Origin of the sequence: Vagococcus elongatus (assembly GCF_003987645.1) — a bacterium.
Lineage (GTDB): Bacteria > Bacillota > Bacilli > Lactobacillales > Vagococcaceae > Vagococcus_A > Vagococcus_A elongatus.
This window is the reverse complement of sequence record NZ_NGKA01000002.1, coordinates 98,833-116,620: the sequence shown is the minus strand read 5'-3', so window position 1 is coordinate 116,620 and position 17,788 is coordinate 98,833. Positions and strand designations below refer to the sequence as shown.

Here is a 17,788-nt window from a genome sequence, read left to right as displayed (position 1 = left end):
TAAAGAAAAAAATACTAGGTTAGGGATTGATAAAAATGTTGGCTCATTTTTAAATCAGATGTATATCAGTAGATTAAGAAAAGTATGGGATATGATAAATAATTTTGAAGGAGTGGAATAGTAACTTTGTTGGTTAAAAAGAACAAGTAATCATTCAAATGTTTTAATGAGTGTAGCGATTTATTCTTTCAATTGTTCTGGAGAATAATATCTTTTTTGAATTCTTAATCAGAACATGGAATAAAAGAATAATTGCAAGCAACTAAAAAAATGATTGGATTTATATACTTACTAAAAGTGTGTCGATGCATGATATAAAATTTTCGAAAATGGTTATAAATGATAGAAAGGTGTCTAGAAAATGAAAATGAAAATTAGTACTAACGGTAGGACGTTACTCCGTGATGGGGATCCCTTCTTTTATTTGGCAGATACTTGTTGGAGTGCTTTTACCAATATTAAAGAAGATGAGTGGTTAACATACCTAAGAAAAAGGAAAACACAAGGTTTCAATGTACTACAGATTAATATTTTACCACAGTGGGATAGAAGTAAAGGGGAGTTTAGCGTGAGTCCCTTTTCTCGAAAAGAAGGCGTTTTCGATTTTTCGGAGATAAATGATGATTATTTTGATCGAGCTAAACATTTATGCCGATTGGCCGAAGATGAGGGATTTACTCTAGCGTTGGTCGTGCTTTGGTCGAATTACGTGGTTGGAACATGGGCAAGTGAGTTGGACGGGCAGAGAAATGTTTATCCTAAAGAATATTTGCATGATTATTTTGAAAAAGTGGTTGACACTTTTGATGAGTTCTCCCCGATTTATTTTATCGGTGGGGATACAGACTTTCCGACACAAGAAACAATTGAGACCTATCTTGATGCTTTTGAATATTTTGAAAAAAAATCACAAGGTACCCTAAAAACGATTCATATAAAAGGTCGTTTCCAGGATATACCTGAGGAAATTATTTCACATTTAGACATTTTTTTATATCAGTCAGGTCATAATAGTTCTTTTCTCGATATGCCTTATCAGTTAGCAAATCATTTCTATCATTTAGAAAAGAAAATGCCAGTTATTAATTCGGAGCCTTGCTATGAACAGATGGGTTTTTCTAGAAAAGTTTATGGTCGTTTTGGGCAAAAGGATGTTAGAAAAGCTGCATGGCAGTCTGTTTTATCAGGTGCATGTGCAGGTATAACCTATGGAGCACATGGAATTTGGAGTTGGCATGGAAACTTATCCGGCTTTTCAGAAAGTACAGGAGAGGCTTTTGATAGTCCGATGTACTGGCAAGAAGCTCTTCAATTACCGGGGGCCCATGACTATGGTTTTATAAAACAACTATTTGAATTGTTAAAAGTTGACAATTTAATTCCTTGTAATGAGTATCTATTAAATGTTAGTGAGCAAATACGGATGTCTGTTACACCTGATAGCCAGTATTATTTAATCTATATCCCAAGTAATACAACGATTAGTGTTAATGTTAATTTTTCTAATTATCAAGTAACGCTTATCGATTTTAAAAACAATAATTTTTTGAAACCTGATTACAGAGTTAAAGAAAATAAAACGATATTTACATCTCACAGTTGTCAAGAGGATGTTTTAATTGTTGCGCAAAAACAAGGAGGAATTGAAAATGGATAAATATATGGATAAAGTGTTGATTTTTGCAGATAAAATATCAAATAATAAATATTTAAAAGCTGTGTCAAACGGTTTGATGGCGACGTTACCAATTAATATTATAGGTTCTATTGCTTTGTTACTTGCAGTTTTACCTATTGAAGCGTGGAAAAACTTTATAAGTACAATCAACATTGGAGGGTATTTTTCTGTCGGGTATAGTATGACTGTAGGGGTAATCTCTATTTATGCTTCTTTTTTAGTTGGGCACAGGCTAGCTACTGAATTTAATCAGTCAGCTGTTCCCGCAGGCCTCGTTTCAATGTTCTCTTTTTTAATAATGACCCCTCTAATCACAATAGATGAAACAACAACACTCGATATGTCTAAATTAGGTGCTCAGGGGCTTTTTACAGCAATTATTTGTGGATTAGTTTTCTCAAGACTTTATTGTTTCATTCTAGAAAAAAATATTTCCATAAAAATGCCAGAAGGTGTTCCTCCATTTATTACAGATACTTTTGCGGGATTGATACCAGGAATAATTTCAGGTTTTATTGCCATCATTATAAGTTGGTTGTTTGGTTTTACTTCTTATGGGTCTTTTTCAGATTTTATTTATCAAATTTTAGCTACACCACTTCAAAGTCTTTCTTCTAATGTGGGTTCTCTGTTACTCATCGTATTTATTCAAATGACGCTCTGGTTTTTTGGTATTCATGGTTCCCTGGTAGTGGGAAGTTTTATAACGGCACTTTACATGCCAATGGATGTCCAAAATATGGATGCATTAGCCGCTGGAGTTGCGCGTTCAGAGCTTCCAAATATTTTAAGCAAATCTTTTTATGATTTGTTTTCTGGGATTGGAGGTGCAGGCGGGACACTGTCATTAATAATAGTAATACTTATATTTTCTAAATCAAAACAATCTCAAACAGTTGCTAAATTAAGTTCCGCACCTGGTTTATTTACTATCAATGAACCTATGGTTTTTGGATTACCGCTAATTTTAAATCCTATTATGGCAATACCTTTTATTTTGACACCGCTTGTACAAACCTTAATTGCTTATCTAGCTATTTGGAGTGGATTATTTCCAAGATTGAGTGGTGTTCAAGTGCCGTTTGGAACGCCTATTTTAATTAATGGTTTTTTGGCAGGAGGATGGAGAATTGCTCTGCTTCAGTTAATTTGTGTTTTTGCGGGATGTTTTCTATATTTGCCTTTTGTGAAATTGATGGATAAAAATAACGAAAAAAATGAAGATTTGTCGAATGAAAATGGTAAGTTGGGTTCAATGAAAGAAACAGTTTAATTAGATTGGATGTAGTCTTTAGACTATTGTCAAGAAAAAATAATAAATTATGCAGATTTTCGTATATAAGCCTTAAAACAGTATAGATTGGAAAATCAGAGATAGATATAAGTTAGTGTGTATGTTTTTGTAATGTAGCAAAGCTGATTAATAATAAATCAAAATATTATTTTAAATTTCAGTCTGTCAAGTCCGAAATTTTGTGTGAAATACGAATCTGTCAAAAGTACAATTTTTAGCCATGTTGAGTCCTGTTGCTAACTCAGTCGGTTTATCGTTGGTGTCAAGAGTAGAAACGAAGCGGCTCTTGATGCCAACGATCAGTTGATTACAATACTGTTGGCTAAATATCTGTCAGATTAAATTTCAGATGCTTCCTTGGAGATGATGACCAGCTCTCATCATTTTCTATCAATAGAGCACCAAGAATTCGTATGGCTGAATCGTAGTTTGAGAAAATAGGAATCACTTTCTCAAGTAGACGAGCTTCTTCGTTCAACTGTTCAAGTATATTGGTCGCACGAAAGCGATGGCTGATAGTTTCAGGTAAAACCATGACTTGCACGGTGTTTTCAAAGGGAACCTTTAAAGTATTACAGGTATTGATTAGTCTTTAATCGTTACCATATTTGAGAATGAAGTTTTTTTCGCTCTCGGGTAACCTTGATGTCGAAATCTTTGGAAATAGCTTTGACCCCACCTTTGATATCTGTGGCTGTTTTTTTGGAAGCTTATCAAAGATGTTTCGGATGAAATGTATTTGCTATCGTTGCCAGCTGTCATTAAAAAGCGTTGATTGTAGGCCGTTGACTAAGCCTAGGTGAGAATATCCGAAATAACTGATTTCACATCGGACAAGTCGCTACTTTAAATTGTTCAAACACGGCAGAGCAGTTACTTTGAGATTGATGACTTCTAATCTTCGACCCCTAAAATAGAACGGATTCTTACTGTTTCGAAACCGAGCGTGATATAAATCTCTTTGGAAGGACCCGATGATTTTTGCTAACTATCATATAAATGATGTCGCACATGATAAATGGATGGGTCCTACGGGCAAGACTTTTTGTTTGTCACTCTTGGACAATCGGGTCAAATTACCTCATCAGTTTTTATTCCAGAAATTTAGAGACTGTCTGACAATCTATGATGATTTCGCTAGCTTCCGTTACTTTTCTCATAGAGATACTCGAGATAACCATTTCGATTATTTCCAATACCATAGCTTGTTTACTGTGTTGATATCGTTCGAATAAATCTGAGGTGAATTTACCGTCAAGTGTCCGAGGGACTCTGATTACAAGGTGTCGATACGTATTGTAAAGCCGTGGTAATAGTGATTGTCACGTTGGGAGAGACGCTATTCGTTGCGTTTATAGTGCGTTACCTGGATATAGGCACTGTGTGCTGTTTGTTCCATCAGTTGATTGAAGAGAATTGTTAACACAGCCCTTGGTGTCTGAGTAGCATCACTTTCAGCAATGATTTTTTGAATATTTTTGCTATTAAAAATAAAATGTGATTGGGTCATTGATTTCAACCCTATGAGTGTTTTTTTTGCCAAAAAGATTGTATTCAAAACAATTGGCAACGGCTCTTTTTATTTTATACTTTTACACAATTATATGGACTTTGTCCCCGTGAGATTATCAAGTTGAAAAAATTATTTTATAACTGCCAAGCTTAATTTTAAAATCTGTGTAAATTTCAAGTAATACCAATCCTATTAAGCCTTTGAACTAGAAAAACAGTTGTGAAATAGGTAATTATCTAGTACAATTTTTATATAAGATGAAATGTCACTATAATAAAATGGGGGTAGGTTGAAATGGGCAAGAAGTATTTGAATTATGTTGGGAATATTGTTATTGACTCTGAATATCATGCGTTGGGAGAGCCTAAAGATTACATAGAGGTTCGTGTAGATGTCGATCTTCCGTTTAGACTTTATTGCAGCAGCCATGCAGAAGATTGGGAAGAGGTATCGGAAGACGAGCGTTTGGAGCTGATTTCGCAGCTGAAAGATAAAAAAATTAAGTATTCCAAGAGTGATTATCGTTACTATATTATTGATTTTCATTTGGCCAGTCTAGGGGCGTTATAATCAGTAACATTTGGAAGCGTTTCATGTTCGAATGGGAATTTATCTGAACGGAAATGTTAAAGGGATTTTTCTATGTGCTTTTATGCACATTGAAAGTTAAATTTTTTCCCACTATGGATAAATAAAAAATTTAAAAATGTGTTGATGAAATTATCAAAAAGAATGACCGTTTAAGGCTTTTATACAAAAGTTCTTTAACGGTCGTTTTTTATGTTGTCTATTTTTCTATTAACAGAAGAACGTTACAAATAAAACAAGAATGGGCAGTCATACAACAAGCTATCACGATAACACTAGGAATAAATTTTCAATCTTTTTTCAGCAATCATGTTATCGATTATGGAGATACGTTAAAATCTCAGGTGCCAGTTGTGTGGCAGAGGTATCACCTTGCCTATCCTCAAGCATAGAAACTAGCAAATAACTGCTGTCAGCGGGATCGAAAGCTAAAAGAAAACTATTTTCCTTTCCTTTTTCATCTTGTGTATCTTTGATTTCAGCGGTTCCTGTTTTTGCAGCAATCGTAAAACCAAGTGTATTCAATGAATGAGCTGTTCCATTTTCATTTGTGACGACTTCAGTCATATTTTCTTTAATTGCAGCGGCTGATTCAGCTGTAATGACATCAGCTTTGGTTTTAGTTTCAGAGGTCATTATTAATTTAGGATAGGCTAAAGTACCGTTATTTGCAAAGACTGAATAAAGTGCTGCCTGTTGAATAGGATTGATTAATAGCTGCCCCTGTCCGTAACCGGTATCCGCCAAGAGGATTTCGGAATTAAAGCGTTCCTCATTGGAAATCTGTGCCGGACTCATGGCTATCGGCAGGTCCAGTTTTTCTCCGAAAATAAACTTGTCCAATCCCTTGCGGAAAACCTCTTCGCCCATTTTTAGTGTGGCTTGTGCCATGTAAATATTATCAGAAAAAACAAGAGCTTTCTTTAAATCAACGGGAGTCACATCCGAGACTCGGGTGACTTGATAATCCCCCCATGAAGAATCTTTTTGCCATTTAAGTCCATTGATAGCTATTTCTTCATTCGGGTCAATGGTGCCGGCATCCAAACCAATGGCAGCAGTGACAGATTTAAATGTCGAGCCGGGGGCATAGCCAGTAGCAAAACGGCTAATGAAAGGTTTAGCTTCATTCTTTTCGTAAGCATCATAATCTTCTTGGGAAATACCGTGTGTCATCTTATTCGGATCATAACTTGGTGAACTTACGGCCGTGAGTATGTCCCCTGTGCCCGGTTCCGTAATGACGGTGGCACCCGCATTATTTCCAAGAGAATTAAAAGCAAGAACTTGAGCTTCTGAATCAATGGTCAGCTGAATATTTTCTCCGTCTTTCTTCTCTTTTTCTAAAAGGATTGATGTTTCGTTGCCGCTTTCATCTGTAATGCTTATCTTACCACCATCAGTCCCGCGAAGTTGTTCATCAAAAGCGGCTTCAAGTCCTCCGCGACCAATCTTTCCGCTGCTGCTCAACTCAGAGTTTTTTTCAATATCTTCTGCGGTGATTGTCCCCACATAGCCAATCAAATGTGCGGCGGCTTCCCCTAACGGATAAACACGGCCAGTGGTGATTTGAAAAGAAGCACCAGTAGGCATTTGGGCAGGAGCTGGATCAGTCAAGATTTTCAAGGGAACAAAGTAATCCGGCTGCACCCAAGGTTGATTCAAAGCCTGCAAGATATCTTCTTCTTTAAGGTCAAATTGCTCTGCAATCTTTCGGATATTATTTTCTTTTTCTGTTCCTTCTCCCAGTCTCTCTGGCACGACACCTAATTGCTGAATGTCTCCCTCAGTTGCCAGAGGTTTTTCGTTGCGGTCAAGCAAACTCCCTCGAAGGGCAGAATCTTTAGAGATGCTGATTTTGTCTCTCCCTGACATTTTCGGGAAAATCAGATTGGGCTGCCAGATGATGCCTAATGCTTTTTCTCCCACATCGATTGTCCCTTTATACGTTAAATCTTTTATTTTTCCAAGGGAAGTTGTCAATGAAAGAGTATATGAGAAGGATAATTTTTTGTCTTCTTCTGATACTTCAATTGATTTAAATTCAAGATTTTCTGCACCGATACCTGTAAAAATGTTTTGATACTTTTCGATGATTTCTTCGTCAGGAAATCCGCTTTTTGCTTCTGTTTTTTCGGAAAGAACTTTAGATAAGTCACCAAATTCTTTATTTTTAAGTATATTAGTAAAGTTTTGTACTAATGTCTTGGCTTCCGTTAAACGCTGGTGTTTTTGATAGTACTTGAACCCAAAAAAACCGCCAATTAGTATGAGCAAACTCAATGTACTCAGGATTAAGGGTAAAGATTTCTTTTTCTTCATAGTCGCACCACTTTCTCTAATGTTGGATTAAGGTCATTATACTCGAAAAAAAGGTATAAAACAGCTTTTGAAAATAAATAGAGTTTGATAGGCGCAGATAAAAATAAAAGAGACAGCTGGAAATTTCTAGCTGTCTCTTGAATCATTTATTCACTTTCTTCCAATACCATTGGCAAGATCATTGGGTAGCGCTCTGTTTTTTCAACAAGGAACGGTTGTAATGTTGAAATAATCGTTTCTTTGAGAGCTGCCTCATCACAATCTTTTTCTTTTAATCTGCGGGCGATGGCACGATCTAACAACTTTTGACATTGATTGATCAACTCGCCGGATTCACGCATGTAGATAAAGCCTCTTGATAAAATATCTGGGCCTGCTTTAATCACTTTCTTTTTAAAATTCACAGTGGCAACTGCAAGGACTAGACCTTCTTCAGAAAGTATTTTACGGTCACGCAAAACAATGTTGCCAATATCTCCAATACCGCTGCCGTCTACATAAATATCACCTGCAGGGAATTTTCCAGCTCTTCTGGCACTATCGGCAGTCAATGCCAGCATGTCGCCGTTGTCCAAAATAAAGCAGTTTTCAGGTTTGACCCCGGTGTCTTGGGCTAATTGAGTATGGATTTTAAGCATCCGATACTCGCCGTGAACAGGCATAAAGAATTTTGGCTTCATCAGACTTAACATAAGTTTTTGTTCTTGTTGTCCGCCGTGTCCGGAAGTGTGGATATTATTTACTTTTCCATGAATCACTTCGGCCCCAGCTTCTGACAACAGGTTAATCACCCGGTTAACAGAAAGAGTATTGCCGGGAATCGGAGAACTTGAAAAGACGACAGTATCTCCCGGGTGAATACTAATCTGCCGGTGAGTGCCGTTTGCGATTCGGCTTAACGCCGCCATAGGTTCACCTTGAGAGCCTGTACATAGAATCAATAATTCATTTGCGGGATACTGATTGATCGAACGAGAATCAATAAAGGTATCTTTCGGGACATCAATGTAGCCCAGTTCTTGTCCGTTAACAATCGCATTTTCCATACTGCGGCCGAAGACAGCAATTTTTCTGCCCGTTTCCACTGCCGCCATGGCTGTTTGTTGTAGCCGGAAAATATTTGAAGCAAATGTAGCGAAAATGATGCGCCCATCAATTTTTTCAAAAATTCTTTGAATAGATTCGCCAATAAATTGTTCTGATTTAGTAAAGTCAGGTATTTCTGCGTTAGTACTGTCTGACAGCAGGCAGAGGACTCCTTCTTCACCGATTTTCGCCATCTTTTGAAGGTTTGGCGGTTCGCCTACAGGAGTGAAATCAAATTTGAAGTCTCCCGTACAGACGACATTGCCGGAAGGAGTTTTGACGACCACTCCCAAGGCATCAGGAATACTATGAGTTGTTCTGAAAAAAGAAATAGTTGTTTTTCGGAACTTGATGACTGTGTCTTCTGCAATCTGGTGAAGCTCGGCATCGCGCAGCAAGCCATGTTCATCTAATTTGTTTTTGATCAATGCTAGAGCCAAAGGACCAGCATAAATTGGAATGGCAGCTTCTTTCAGTAAATAAGGAATGCCTCCAATATGGTCTTCATGTCCGTGGGTGATGACTAAAGCTTTGACTTTATTTAAATTTTGAAGAATATAGCTGTAGTCAGGAATCACATAATCAATACCAAGTAAATCATCTTCAGGAAACTTGATGCCTGCATCTACAATGATGATTTCATCTTGGAACTGGATGCCATAAGTATTTTTTCCAATTTCCCCTAGGCCGCCAATACTAAACACGCCGGTTTCATTGTTTTTTAAATTTACTTTCATTTTACTTAAACTCCGTCAACGAAAAATCTGCATGTTCTTTTTCGTAAGCTAAATGCTTCTCGTCTAAAAATTGTAGAAATTCTAGATTGTAAGAAGTATGGGTTTCGAATAAGCGACGTGCTTCAACTTCATCGTCTGCCTCTAGATAGAGGGATTTTGTTTGTTCCCTTTTTGGATTTTGATGTTTTGTTTCTTGGTAATATGCTTTAAATATCATATATACGCTCCTTCTATTATATTTTTTTTCACACTAAAAACAGGTGATCCTCACCTTTAATTTTGTCTACAACACCACGCTGAAATCATGTTGATTTTTTGTGGAATGAAACCTCGTCTTCGTTTCATCGGCTTTATGTTTATTTAGTATTTTCATTTGTGTGCCATTCAATCATAGTACCTGTTCATAAAAGACAAAACAATTCTACCATAATTCTAGAGATAAGTATAGAAAGTGCCTCAATTTGGTGATTGTAAAGTAATAGAATTCTTGTCATTTGCGTTAATTTTGTGGTATATTGAAAGAATCATTAAAAGGTAGGGGGAGAAGATGATAAGATGAAATTAATGTGGCATTATACTGTCAGACATAAGAAATTGCTGCTTCTAAATTTTTTAAGTGTCTTTGGATTTATTATCATTGAACTGGGATTGCCGACACTTTTAGCTCGGATGATCGACCAAGGTGTGGCTCAGCAGAATTTCGATTATGTGAAGAAAATGGGTTTTGTCATGTTGGGTGTGACAATCATAGGAAGTATTTTGAACTTGTTTTTAGCTTATTTTGGAGCGAAACTGACGACAAAAATCATCGTGGATGTTCGTGACGATATGTATCGCAATATTCAAACTTTTTCCCATAGCGAATATGAAAAAATTGGTGTATCTTCACTGATCACCCGCATTACAAATGATGCCTATCAAGTAATGCTTTTTTTGGGTCAAGTATTACGAACAGGGTTTATGACACCTATGATGTTTATCGGCAGTTTAACGATGATCCTCATACAAAATGCTTCTTTAGCTAAATATGTTCTGTACAGTATCCCAATTTTGTTGGTGGGGATCTATTTGATTGCAAAATATTCGGAACCTATGTCTCAAAGACAGCAGAAAAGTTTGGATAAAATCAACCGCATCGTCCGGGAGAATCTCTCGGGATTACGTGTGGTTCGTGCCTTTGTCAACGAAAAATTTCAGGAAAAACGTTTTGGAGAAGTCAATGAAGTTTATGCTAAAAACTCAATCAATCTGTTTACCTTGATGTCTAGTGCTCAGCCAGTCTTTTTTATTTTCTTCAATTTTATTATCGTACTGGTCATTTGGGTGGGCGCAAAACAAATTGAAGTAGGGTCTTTGCAAGTGGGAGAGTTAGTTGCCTTTATTGAATATATCTTTCATGCGTTGTTCTCATTCATGATGTTTGCGGGTATTTTTATTATGTACCCTAGAGCAGCTGTTTCAGCTGACAGAATTCAGGAAGTGTTGGATACTAAAACCTCGATTCTTCCGAATGAAGGTGGAACGACAACAACCGAAACAGCGGGATATGTTGAATTTAAAGAGGTTAGTTTTGCTTATGACGACACAGAAAGTCCTGTGTTGCGCAACATCAGTTTTTCAGCTAAACCGGGACAAATTGTGGCCTTTATCGGAAGTACCGGCAGCGGCAAGTCGACGTTGATTCAATTACTGCCAAGATTTTACGATGTAACCAAAGGACAGGTGCTGATTGATGGGGTGGACGTAAGAGATTACAACATCGACAGTCTGCGGAAAAAAATCGGATATATCCCTCAAAAAGCTCTTTTGTTCAGCGGGACTATTCGTGATAACTTGTTGTTTGGAAATCCTGATGCTAAGGCTGAAGATTTTGATTATGCGTTAGAAATAGCCCAAGCGGCAGATTTTGTTTCCCAGAAAGAAAAAGGCTTGGAAGAGCCGGTGTCAGAAGGCGGGTCAAACTTTTCCGGTGGACAAAAGCAGCGTTTGGCGATTGCCCGTGCATTGATACGCCGTCCTTCAATCTATGTTTTTGACGACAGTTTTTCAGCATTGGACTACGCAACAGATGCCAGACTGCGTAAGCGTTTGGCTCAAGAAATAACAGATGCTACTGTTTTTATTGTTGCACAGCGGGTAAGTACAATCATGAATGCAGATCAAATCATTGTATTGAATGAAGGAGAGATTGTTGGACAGGGCACACATCAAGAGTTGTTGAAATCTAATCAAATTTACTATGACATAGCTTCATCTCAATTATCAGAGGAGGAGTTGGCCTATGAATAATTCAGTAAGATCTTTGAGAAGATTGTGGCGCTACCTAAAAGAATATAAAGGGACCTTTTTCTTGGCTGTTTTTTTTGAAATCACGGCTACTTTAACCAACGCAGTATTTCCTGTTGTTATGGGGTTACCTACCACTCGGATTAAGGAAAATCTAGAAGCAGGCCAGCCGATCGATTTTGATTATATTTTTAAAATCATTATTATTGTGATTATCATGTCGCTCATCTGCAATGCGGGGTTCTTTGGTTCAAGCGCCTTGATGTCTAGGGTCGTACAGCGTGCCATGAGAGACTTGCGGACGAATATTTCTGAAAAAATCAATCGCTTGCCAGTATCCTACTTTGATACTCATCAGCGGGGAGATGTTTTATCTCGGATGACCAACGACGTGGATGCGTTGACGAATGCTTTACAGCAAAGTCTGCTTCGGATTATTTCAGCTTCAATCGGAATAGTTTCTGCTATCGTGATGATGTTTAGAATCAATGTGATTTTAGCGTTGGTTTCTATACTGATGATTCCGGCTTCGCTCATTATTTCTAAATCCATTGTCGCTGTCTCTCAAAAATACTTTAGACGGCAGCAAAAAGCTCTAGGAAACTTGAACGGCTATGTTCAGGAAAACATGACCGGGTTTTCTGTGTTAAAACTATTCAGTCGTGAAAAAGAAAATTATCGGGAATTTGAAGAATTAGTTCATGAACTAGGAGATTTCGGTTTTAAATCAGGCTTTATTTCCGGCTTGATGATGCCATTAGTTCAGTTGACAGCGTATCTGACTTATATCGTCGTGGCTGTCGCCGGCAGTTACTTTGTCATCATGCGAACGATGACCATTGGTAATCTGCAAGCCTTTATTCAATACGTTTGGCAGGTCAATCAACCGATGGGACAGGTGACACAACTTTCGGCAGTTATTCAAAGTGCCTCAGCGTCAACGCAACGGATTTTTGAAGTGTTGGATGAAAAAGAGGAAGAAGAAAATGTTGAGGATGTCGTTCTTCAAGGACCAGTGGAAGGACAGGTGACATTTGAAAATGTGTCTTTCAGTTATTCGCCGGACAAGCCATTGATAGAAAACCTAAACTTTAATGTTTTACCAGGACAGACAGTGGCTATCGTCGGTCCCACAGGAGCCGGGAAGACCACACTCATTAATCTGCTGATGCGGTTTTATGATGTGACAGACGGTGCAATAAAAATCGATGATGTAGATACTAAAACCATGAATCGAAAAGAAGTTCGTTCGATGTTTGGGATGGTATTGCAAGATGCGTGGCTGTATCATGAAACAATTATGGAGAACATCCGATTTGGACAACTGGCAGCGACTGATTATGAAGTGGTGGACGCTGCTAAAATGGCTAACGTGGATCACTTTATCCGGACAATGCCGGAAGGGTACAAAATGATCATCGATGAGGAAGCAGAAAATGTCTCCTTGGGACAAAAACAACTCCTCACTATCGCAAGGGCTATTTTATCCAATCCTAAAATATTGATATTGGACGAAGCTACCAGTTCCGTGGATACACGACTGGAGATGCTGATTCAAAAAGCGATGCAGCGTGTGATGAAGGGGCGGACGAGTTTTGTCATTGCTCACCGTTTGTCAACCATTCGCGATGCTGATCTAATCTTAGTGATGGATCAAGGATCGATTATTGAGCAGGGGACACACGAAGAACTGCTGGCTCAAGGTGGTTTTTATGAGAAGTTGTACAATAGCCAGTTTGCAGAAGAGTAACTTGGCGAAAAAAGCAAAGGACATTTCCTTTGCTTTTTTGATTCAGATGAACAGGTGTCTTATTATCGGGAAAAACGCCGTCTTGATGATGACACTAGTCATGGGACTAAAGTCAGAAATGTCAAAATGACGTTGAAAAAAATTAGAAAAGCAACTGCTTCTTTTCTGAAAAAACTGTCTTATCAAAGAATATTAGTATATAATTATTACTATTACTTATCATTAAAAAACAAGGGGGATATGTATGAGAAGAAAGAATATCTGGCTTGCAGCGGCAATCATAGTCATGTCATTTTTTATAATTAAGCTGGAGCCGTCCGCCCAAGCAGCAGAAAAAACATACGATATCGGAACGGATTTAACATTTGCTCCATTTGAATTTCAGGATGCTGAGGGTGACTATATCGGAATTGACATTGATTTGCTCCATGCTATTGCAGAAGACCAAGGGTTTAAATTCAACTTGAAACCTTTGGGATTTGACAGTGCCATTCAGGCAGTACAATCCAATCAGATTGACGGGATGATTGCAGGGATGAGTATCACAGAGGAACGGAAAAAATCTTTTGATTTTTCTGATGCTTATTTCGATAGTGGAATACAAATGGCTGTCAAAAAAGGAAATGACCAAATCAAAGGTTACGAAGATTTAAAAGATAAAACCGTTGCGGCAAAAGTTGGCACAGAGAGCGCAGACTTTTTAGAAAAAAACAAATCAAATTATGGTTACGATATCCGAAACTTTGACGATGCCACAGGATTATATCAATCTTTGGAAAATGGCGGTGTTGATGCTATTGTGGATGATTACCCTGTCTTAGGTTACGCAGTGACCAATAATCAAAACCTTCAGTTTGCAGGTGAGAAAATCACAGGGAGTTCGTACGGCTTTGCAGTTAAAAAAGGGAAGAATCCAGAGTTAATCGAAAAATTTAATGCCGGGTTGAAAAAGTTAAAGGCCGACGGAACGTATGATAAAATTTTAGCTAAATATATTTCAAGCGGCAATGATCAGGAAAGTTCCGCAGAAATGGTCAAAGTGACACCGAAGAAGGACACATATATTGTTGCCAGCGATTCTACCTTTGCTCCGTTTGAATTTCAAAATGCCGACGGGGAATATGTGGGTATCGATGTTGACTTGCTTAAAAAAATTGCTGAGATGCAAGGATTCAATCTTGAATGGCAGTTTATTGGTTTCAGTTCAGCAGTCCAATCCGTGGAATCCGGTCAGGCAGATGCTATTGTTGCTGGGATGACAATCACAGAAGAACGTAAAAAGTCTTTTGATTTTTCTGATGCCTATTTCCAAAGCGGTATTCAAATTGCAGTGAAAAAAGGCAATACCTCCATTCAATCTTATGAAGATTTGAAAGGTAAGACCGTAGGGGCAAAGATAGGGACAGAAAGTGCCGATTTTCTTGAAAACAATAAAGAAAAATATGGTTTTAAAATCAAATATCTAGACACCACAGATACATTGTACAGTTCATTGGAAATCGATGAAATTGCAGCCATGATGGATGATTATCCGGTGATTGGGTATGGCGTGGCTCAAGGACAAGAAATAGAAACCCCAATTCTCCGAGAAGAAGGAGGTTCCTACGGTTTTGCAGTCAAAAAAGGGAAAAACAGTGAGTTAATTGAGATGTTTAACGCAGGACTTGCAGAATTGAAACGAACAGGGGAATACGACAAGATCGTCGGGACATACATCAAAGAAAGCAGTATAGAAAATACCGTAGACGAAACAACGTTTGCCGGTGTGATAAAAAACAACTGGCAAAGACTCTTGAATGGCCTAGGGTTGACTTTGTTAAATACAGGGATTTCTTTTGCTTTAGCATTGGTTATTGGGGTGGTCTTAGGACTATTTAGTGTTTCGCCAAAACGTTTTCTTCGTCTGATTGCTACCATTTACGTGGATATCATCCGTGGAATCCCCTTGATGGTCCTAGCCTTTTTTATCTATTTCGGCTTACCTAATGTGCTAGGCTTCAATATTCCAGTTTTTGCGGCCGGAGTGATCACCCTTACATTAAATGCCAGTGCTTATATTTCAGAAATAGTCCGGGGAGGGATCAACGCTGTTCCTAAAGGACAAATGGAAGCGTCAAGAAGTTTGGGATTGTCTTATGGCAGAACCATGCGGCGCATTATTTTGCCGCAAGCTTTTAAAATCATGATCCCATCTTTTATCAATCAATTTGTTATTTCTTTGAAAGACACAACGATTCTGTCAGCCATTGGTATGATTGAACTACTGCAAGTCGGGAAAATTATCGTTGCTAGAAATCTTCAAAGTACACTGGTGTATTTTATGATTGCCGTCATGTATTTGATTGTCATTACTGCATTGACCAAGCTGGCCAAAGTAATAGAAAAGAAGGTGAACTAGTTGAGCGAAAAAATTCTTGTAGAAAATTTAACAAAAAAATTTAATGAACAGGAAGTGCTTCATGGCTTGAATCTTTCCGTTAGCGAAGGAGAGGTTGTGTGTATTATAGGTCCTTCTGGTTCAGGGAAAAGCACCTTTCTGCGCTGTATGAATAAACTGGAAGAAATTTCCAGCGGACATATTGTGATTGACGGTGTAGATATCGCTGATAAAGGAACCGATATTAATGCCGTACGTCAGCATATCGGAATGGTCTTTCAGCACTTCAATTTGTTTCCTCATCTATCTGTGATGGAAAACATTATTTTAGCTCCAGTAGATTTAAATAAAATGAGCAGACAGGAAGCAGAAAAAAAGGGTGAGGAACTTTTGGATCAAGTTGGTCTAGCGGAGAAAAAAGATGTTTACCCTAAATCTTTATCTGGCGGACAGAAACAGCGTGTGGCGATTGCACGTGCCTTGGCGATGAATCCTAGTATTATGCTTTTTGATGAGCCCACATCTGCTCTTGATCCAGAGATGGTGGGGGATGTGCTGAATGTGATGAAAAAACTTGCTGAAGAAGGCATGACCATGGTCATCGTGACCCATGAGATGGGCTTTGCCAGAGAAGTTGCCGACCGTGTCGTTTTTATCGATAGCGGAAATATATTGGAAATTGGTACACCAGATGAAATTTTTAGCCAACCAAAAAATGAAAGAACTAGAAATTTTCTAGATAAAATATTATAAAACTTTGTTACTGGCTCGCTGGATAATTTTTTGTCTGGTGAGCTTTTTTGATGAGCGATTATTATGAAAAAAATGATGTTATAATTAAAAAACCGTAGCTTGCTACGAGCCTTTGGTCAGTTGAATTGCAAGTAATCTTGACGTATACTGGCAAAGAAGAGTTTTTGTCTTACCATACAGGTTTGTCTACTCTTTTAAAAGACATCGGACAGAAAGGAGTTCGCTCACTAATGATTAGAACATTATCGATTATAGTACCTTGCTTTAATGAAGAAGAATCGATCCCTTTATTTTATCAGGAGATGGAGAAAATCAGGGAAGGACTGCCTTACAGATTCGAATATATTTTTGTCAATGATGGTTCAGGAGATAATACATTGAAAGTCATCAAAGAAATTTATCAGGAAGATAAAAATGTTCGCTATATTTCTTTTTCAAGGAATTTTGGCAAAGAGGCTGCAATTTATGCCGGTTTGCAACACTCAACGGGAGAGTTGGTCACATTGATGGATGTTGATTTACAGGATCCCCCCGAATTGCTGCCGGAGATGATCGGCTTGCTGAAGACCAAAAAGATTGATTGCGTGGGGACACGGCGAGCAGATAGAAAAGGCGAACCAAAAATCAGAAGTTTTTTTGCCAGACAATTTTATAAATTGATCAACAAGGTCAGTGATACAAAGATGGTCGACGGTGCGAGGGATTTTAGATTAATGACTCGGCAAATGGTCGATGCAGTGTTAGAACTTTCAGAATATAATCGGTTTTCCAAAGGGATTTTTAGTTGGGTAGGTTTTGAAACAGAATATATTTCTTTTGAAAATCGTGAAAGACAAGCAGGAGAAACCTCATGGTCTTTTTGGGAACTATTTAATTACTCTATCAATGGCATCATTAATTTTTCTGAAGTGCCATTAAATATTGCTTCATTAATCGGCGGGCTCTCATGCCTTTTTTCTGGCGTTGCATTGATTTTTATTATTGTTAGAGCACTGATTTTTGGGGATCCCACCTCTGGCTGGCCATCCATGGTTTCTATTTTTTTATTTGTTGGCGGCATGCAGTTGTTGAGTTTAGGAATCATCGGAAAATATCTTGGTAAAATATTTTTGGAAACAAAAAAAAGGCCGATTTATCTGGTGAAGGAAACTGAAAAAGACAGTCCCTCAGAGGGGCAAGAAAATTAACAGATTAAAACAATTTTTGCTTGTTGACAGCATAGACTAAGTTGCCTTTTCAGAGGTGTCTTGGTCTATATTATTTCTTGCGAAGCGGACTTTTTGTAGTATGTTCCTAAAATAATATCCTAGATATCAGAAAGTAAAGGCTTTTGATTTAACAGATAAAGATTGATATTTTTGACATGTTTCCCAATAATTTTCATTCCAAGCATTTAAGTTGATT

The 17,788-nt window shown here is 37.9% G+C and carries 14 protein-coding genes; 8 read left to right on the top strand and 6 right to left on the bottom strand.

Annotated elements, in window-relative coordinates; all coding sequences use genetic code 11:
- Positions 1 to 361: 361 nt before the first annotated feature.
- A complete protein-coding gene (locus CBF29_RS01935; RefSeq protein ID WP_126806716.1) occupies positions 362 to 1,657 on the top strand; it encodes a glycoside hydrolase family 140 protein in 1,296 nt (431 codons plus the stop codon).
- Positions 1,650 to 2,951: a PTS sugar transporter subunit IIC gene (locus CBF29_RS01930; RefSeq protein WP_126806715.1), complete on the top strand. Its 1,302-nt coding sequence runs from the start codon at positions 1,650 to 1,652 to the stop codon at positions 2,949 to 2,951. The genes CBF29_RS01935 and CBF29_RS01930 overlap by 8 nt, the downstream gene beginning before the upstream one ends.
- 343 nt (positions 2,952 to 3,294) lie before the next feature.
- Here the strand turns inward: CBF29_RS01930 and CBF29_RS14220 are convergent, their stop codons facing one another.
- The 3 genes from CBF29_RS14220 to CBF29_RS13680 all read right to left on the bottom strand — a co-directional run bounded on the left by CBF29_RS14220 (position 3,295) and on the right by CBF29_RS13680 (position 4,482).
- Positions 3,295 to 3,558 carry a transposase gene (locus tag CBF29_RS14220; RefSeq protein ID WP_425469880.1) on the bottom strand — a complete coding sequence of 88 codons (264 nt, stop codon included), beginning with the start codon at positions 3,556 to 3,558 and terminating at the stop codon, positions 3,295 to 3,297.
- A gap of 505 nt (positions 3,559 to 4,063) precedes the next feature.
- Positions 4,064 to 4,249, bottom strand: coding sequence for a transposase (locus CBF29_RS14215; RefSeq protein WP_126807086.1), 186 nt, complete (start codon positions 4,247 to 4,249; stop codon positions 4,064 to 4,066).
- 62 nt (positions 4,250 to 4,311) lie between these two features.
- Positions 4,312 to 4,482, bottom strand: a complete 171-nt coding sequence (locus CBF29_RS13680) for a hypothetical protein (protein ID WP_170169959.1) — start codon at positions 4,480 to 4,482, stop codon at positions 4,312 to 4,314.
- 297 nt (positions 4,483 to 4,779) lie between these two features.
- Here CBF29_RS13680 and CBF29_RS01915 point away from each other — a divergent pair, with 297 nt between their 5' ends.
- Positions 4,780 to 5,055 carry a hypothetical protein gene (locus CBF29_RS01915; RefSeq protein ID WP_126806713.1) on the top strand — a complete coding sequence of 92 codons (276 nt, stop codon included), beginning with the start codon at positions 4,780 to 4,782 and terminating at the stop codon, positions 5,053 to 5,055.
- A 330-nt stretch (positions 5,056 to 5,385) separates the two neighbouring features.
- Here CBF29_RS01915 and pbp4 read toward each other — a convergent pair whose 3' ends face one another.
- The 3 genes from pbp4 to CBF29_RS01900 form a co-directional block, all read right to left on the bottom strand.
- The gene (gene pbp4 / locus CBF29_RS01910) at positions 5,386 to 7,395 is read right to left on the bottom strand and encodes a penicillin-binding protein PBP4(5) (RefSeq protein ID WP_126806712.1); all 2,010 of its coding nucleotides are present in this window, start codon (positions 7,393 to 7,395) and stop codon (positions 5,386 to 5,388) included.
- A 146-nt stretch (positions 7,396 to 7,541) separates the two neighbouring features.
- Positions 7,542 to 9,218, bottom strand: a complete 1,677-nt coding sequence (gene rnjA / locus CBF29_RS01905) for a ribonuclease J1 (RefSeq protein ID WP_126806711.1) — start codon at positions 9,216 to 9,218, stop codon at positions 7,542 to 7,544.
- A gap of 1 nt (position 9,219) precedes the next feature.
- A complete protein-coding gene (locus CBF29_RS01900) occupies positions 9,220 to 9,435 on the bottom strand; it encodes a DNA-directed RNA polymerase subunit epsilon (RefSeq protein ID WP_126806710.1) in 216 nt (71 codons plus the stop codon).
- A 338-nt stretch (positions 9,436 to 9,773) separates the two neighbouring features.
- On the opposite strand from CBF29_RS01900, the gene CBF29_RS01895 reads away from it, so the two are divergent.
- The 5 genes from CBF29_RS01895 (at position 9,774) to CBF29_RS01875 (ending at position 17,571) form a co-directional block, all read left to right on the top strand.
- Positions 9,774 to 11,507, top strand: coding sequence for an ABC transporter ATP-binding protein (locus CBF29_RS01895; RefSeq protein WP_126806709.1), 1,734 nt, complete (start codon positions 9,774 to 9,776; stop codon positions 11,505 to 11,507).
- Complete coding sequence (locus CBF29_RS01890; RefSeq protein WP_126806708.1) at positions 11,500 to 13,254, top strand: ABC transporter ATP-binding protein; 1,755 nt, start codon at positions 11,500 to 11,502, stop codon at positions 13,252 to 13,254. Before CBF29_RS01895 ends, CBF29_RS01890 begins: the two co-directional genes overlap by 8 nt.
- 286 nt (positions 13,255 to 13,540) lie before the next feature.
- Entirely contained in the window at positions 13,541 to 15,652 is a 2,112-nt protein-coding gene (locus CBF29_RS01885) for an amino acid ABC transporter substrate-binding protein/permease (protein ID WP_425469879.1), read from the top strand.
- Positions 15,653 to 16,384, top strand: a complete 732-nt coding sequence (locus tag CBF29_RS01880; protein ID WP_126806704.1) for an amino acid ABC transporter ATP-binding protein — start codon at positions 15,653 to 15,655, stop codon at positions 16,382 to 16,384.
- A 230-nt stretch (positions 16,385 to 16,614) separates the two neighbouring features.
- On the top strand, positions 16,615 to 17,571 hold the full coding sequence (locus tag CBF29_RS01875) for a glycosyltransferase family 2 protein (RefSeq protein ID WP_126806702.1): 957 nt from the start codon (positions 16,615 to 16,617) through the stop codon (positions 17,569 to 17,571).
- Positions 17,572 to 17,788 lie beyond the last annotated feature (217 nt).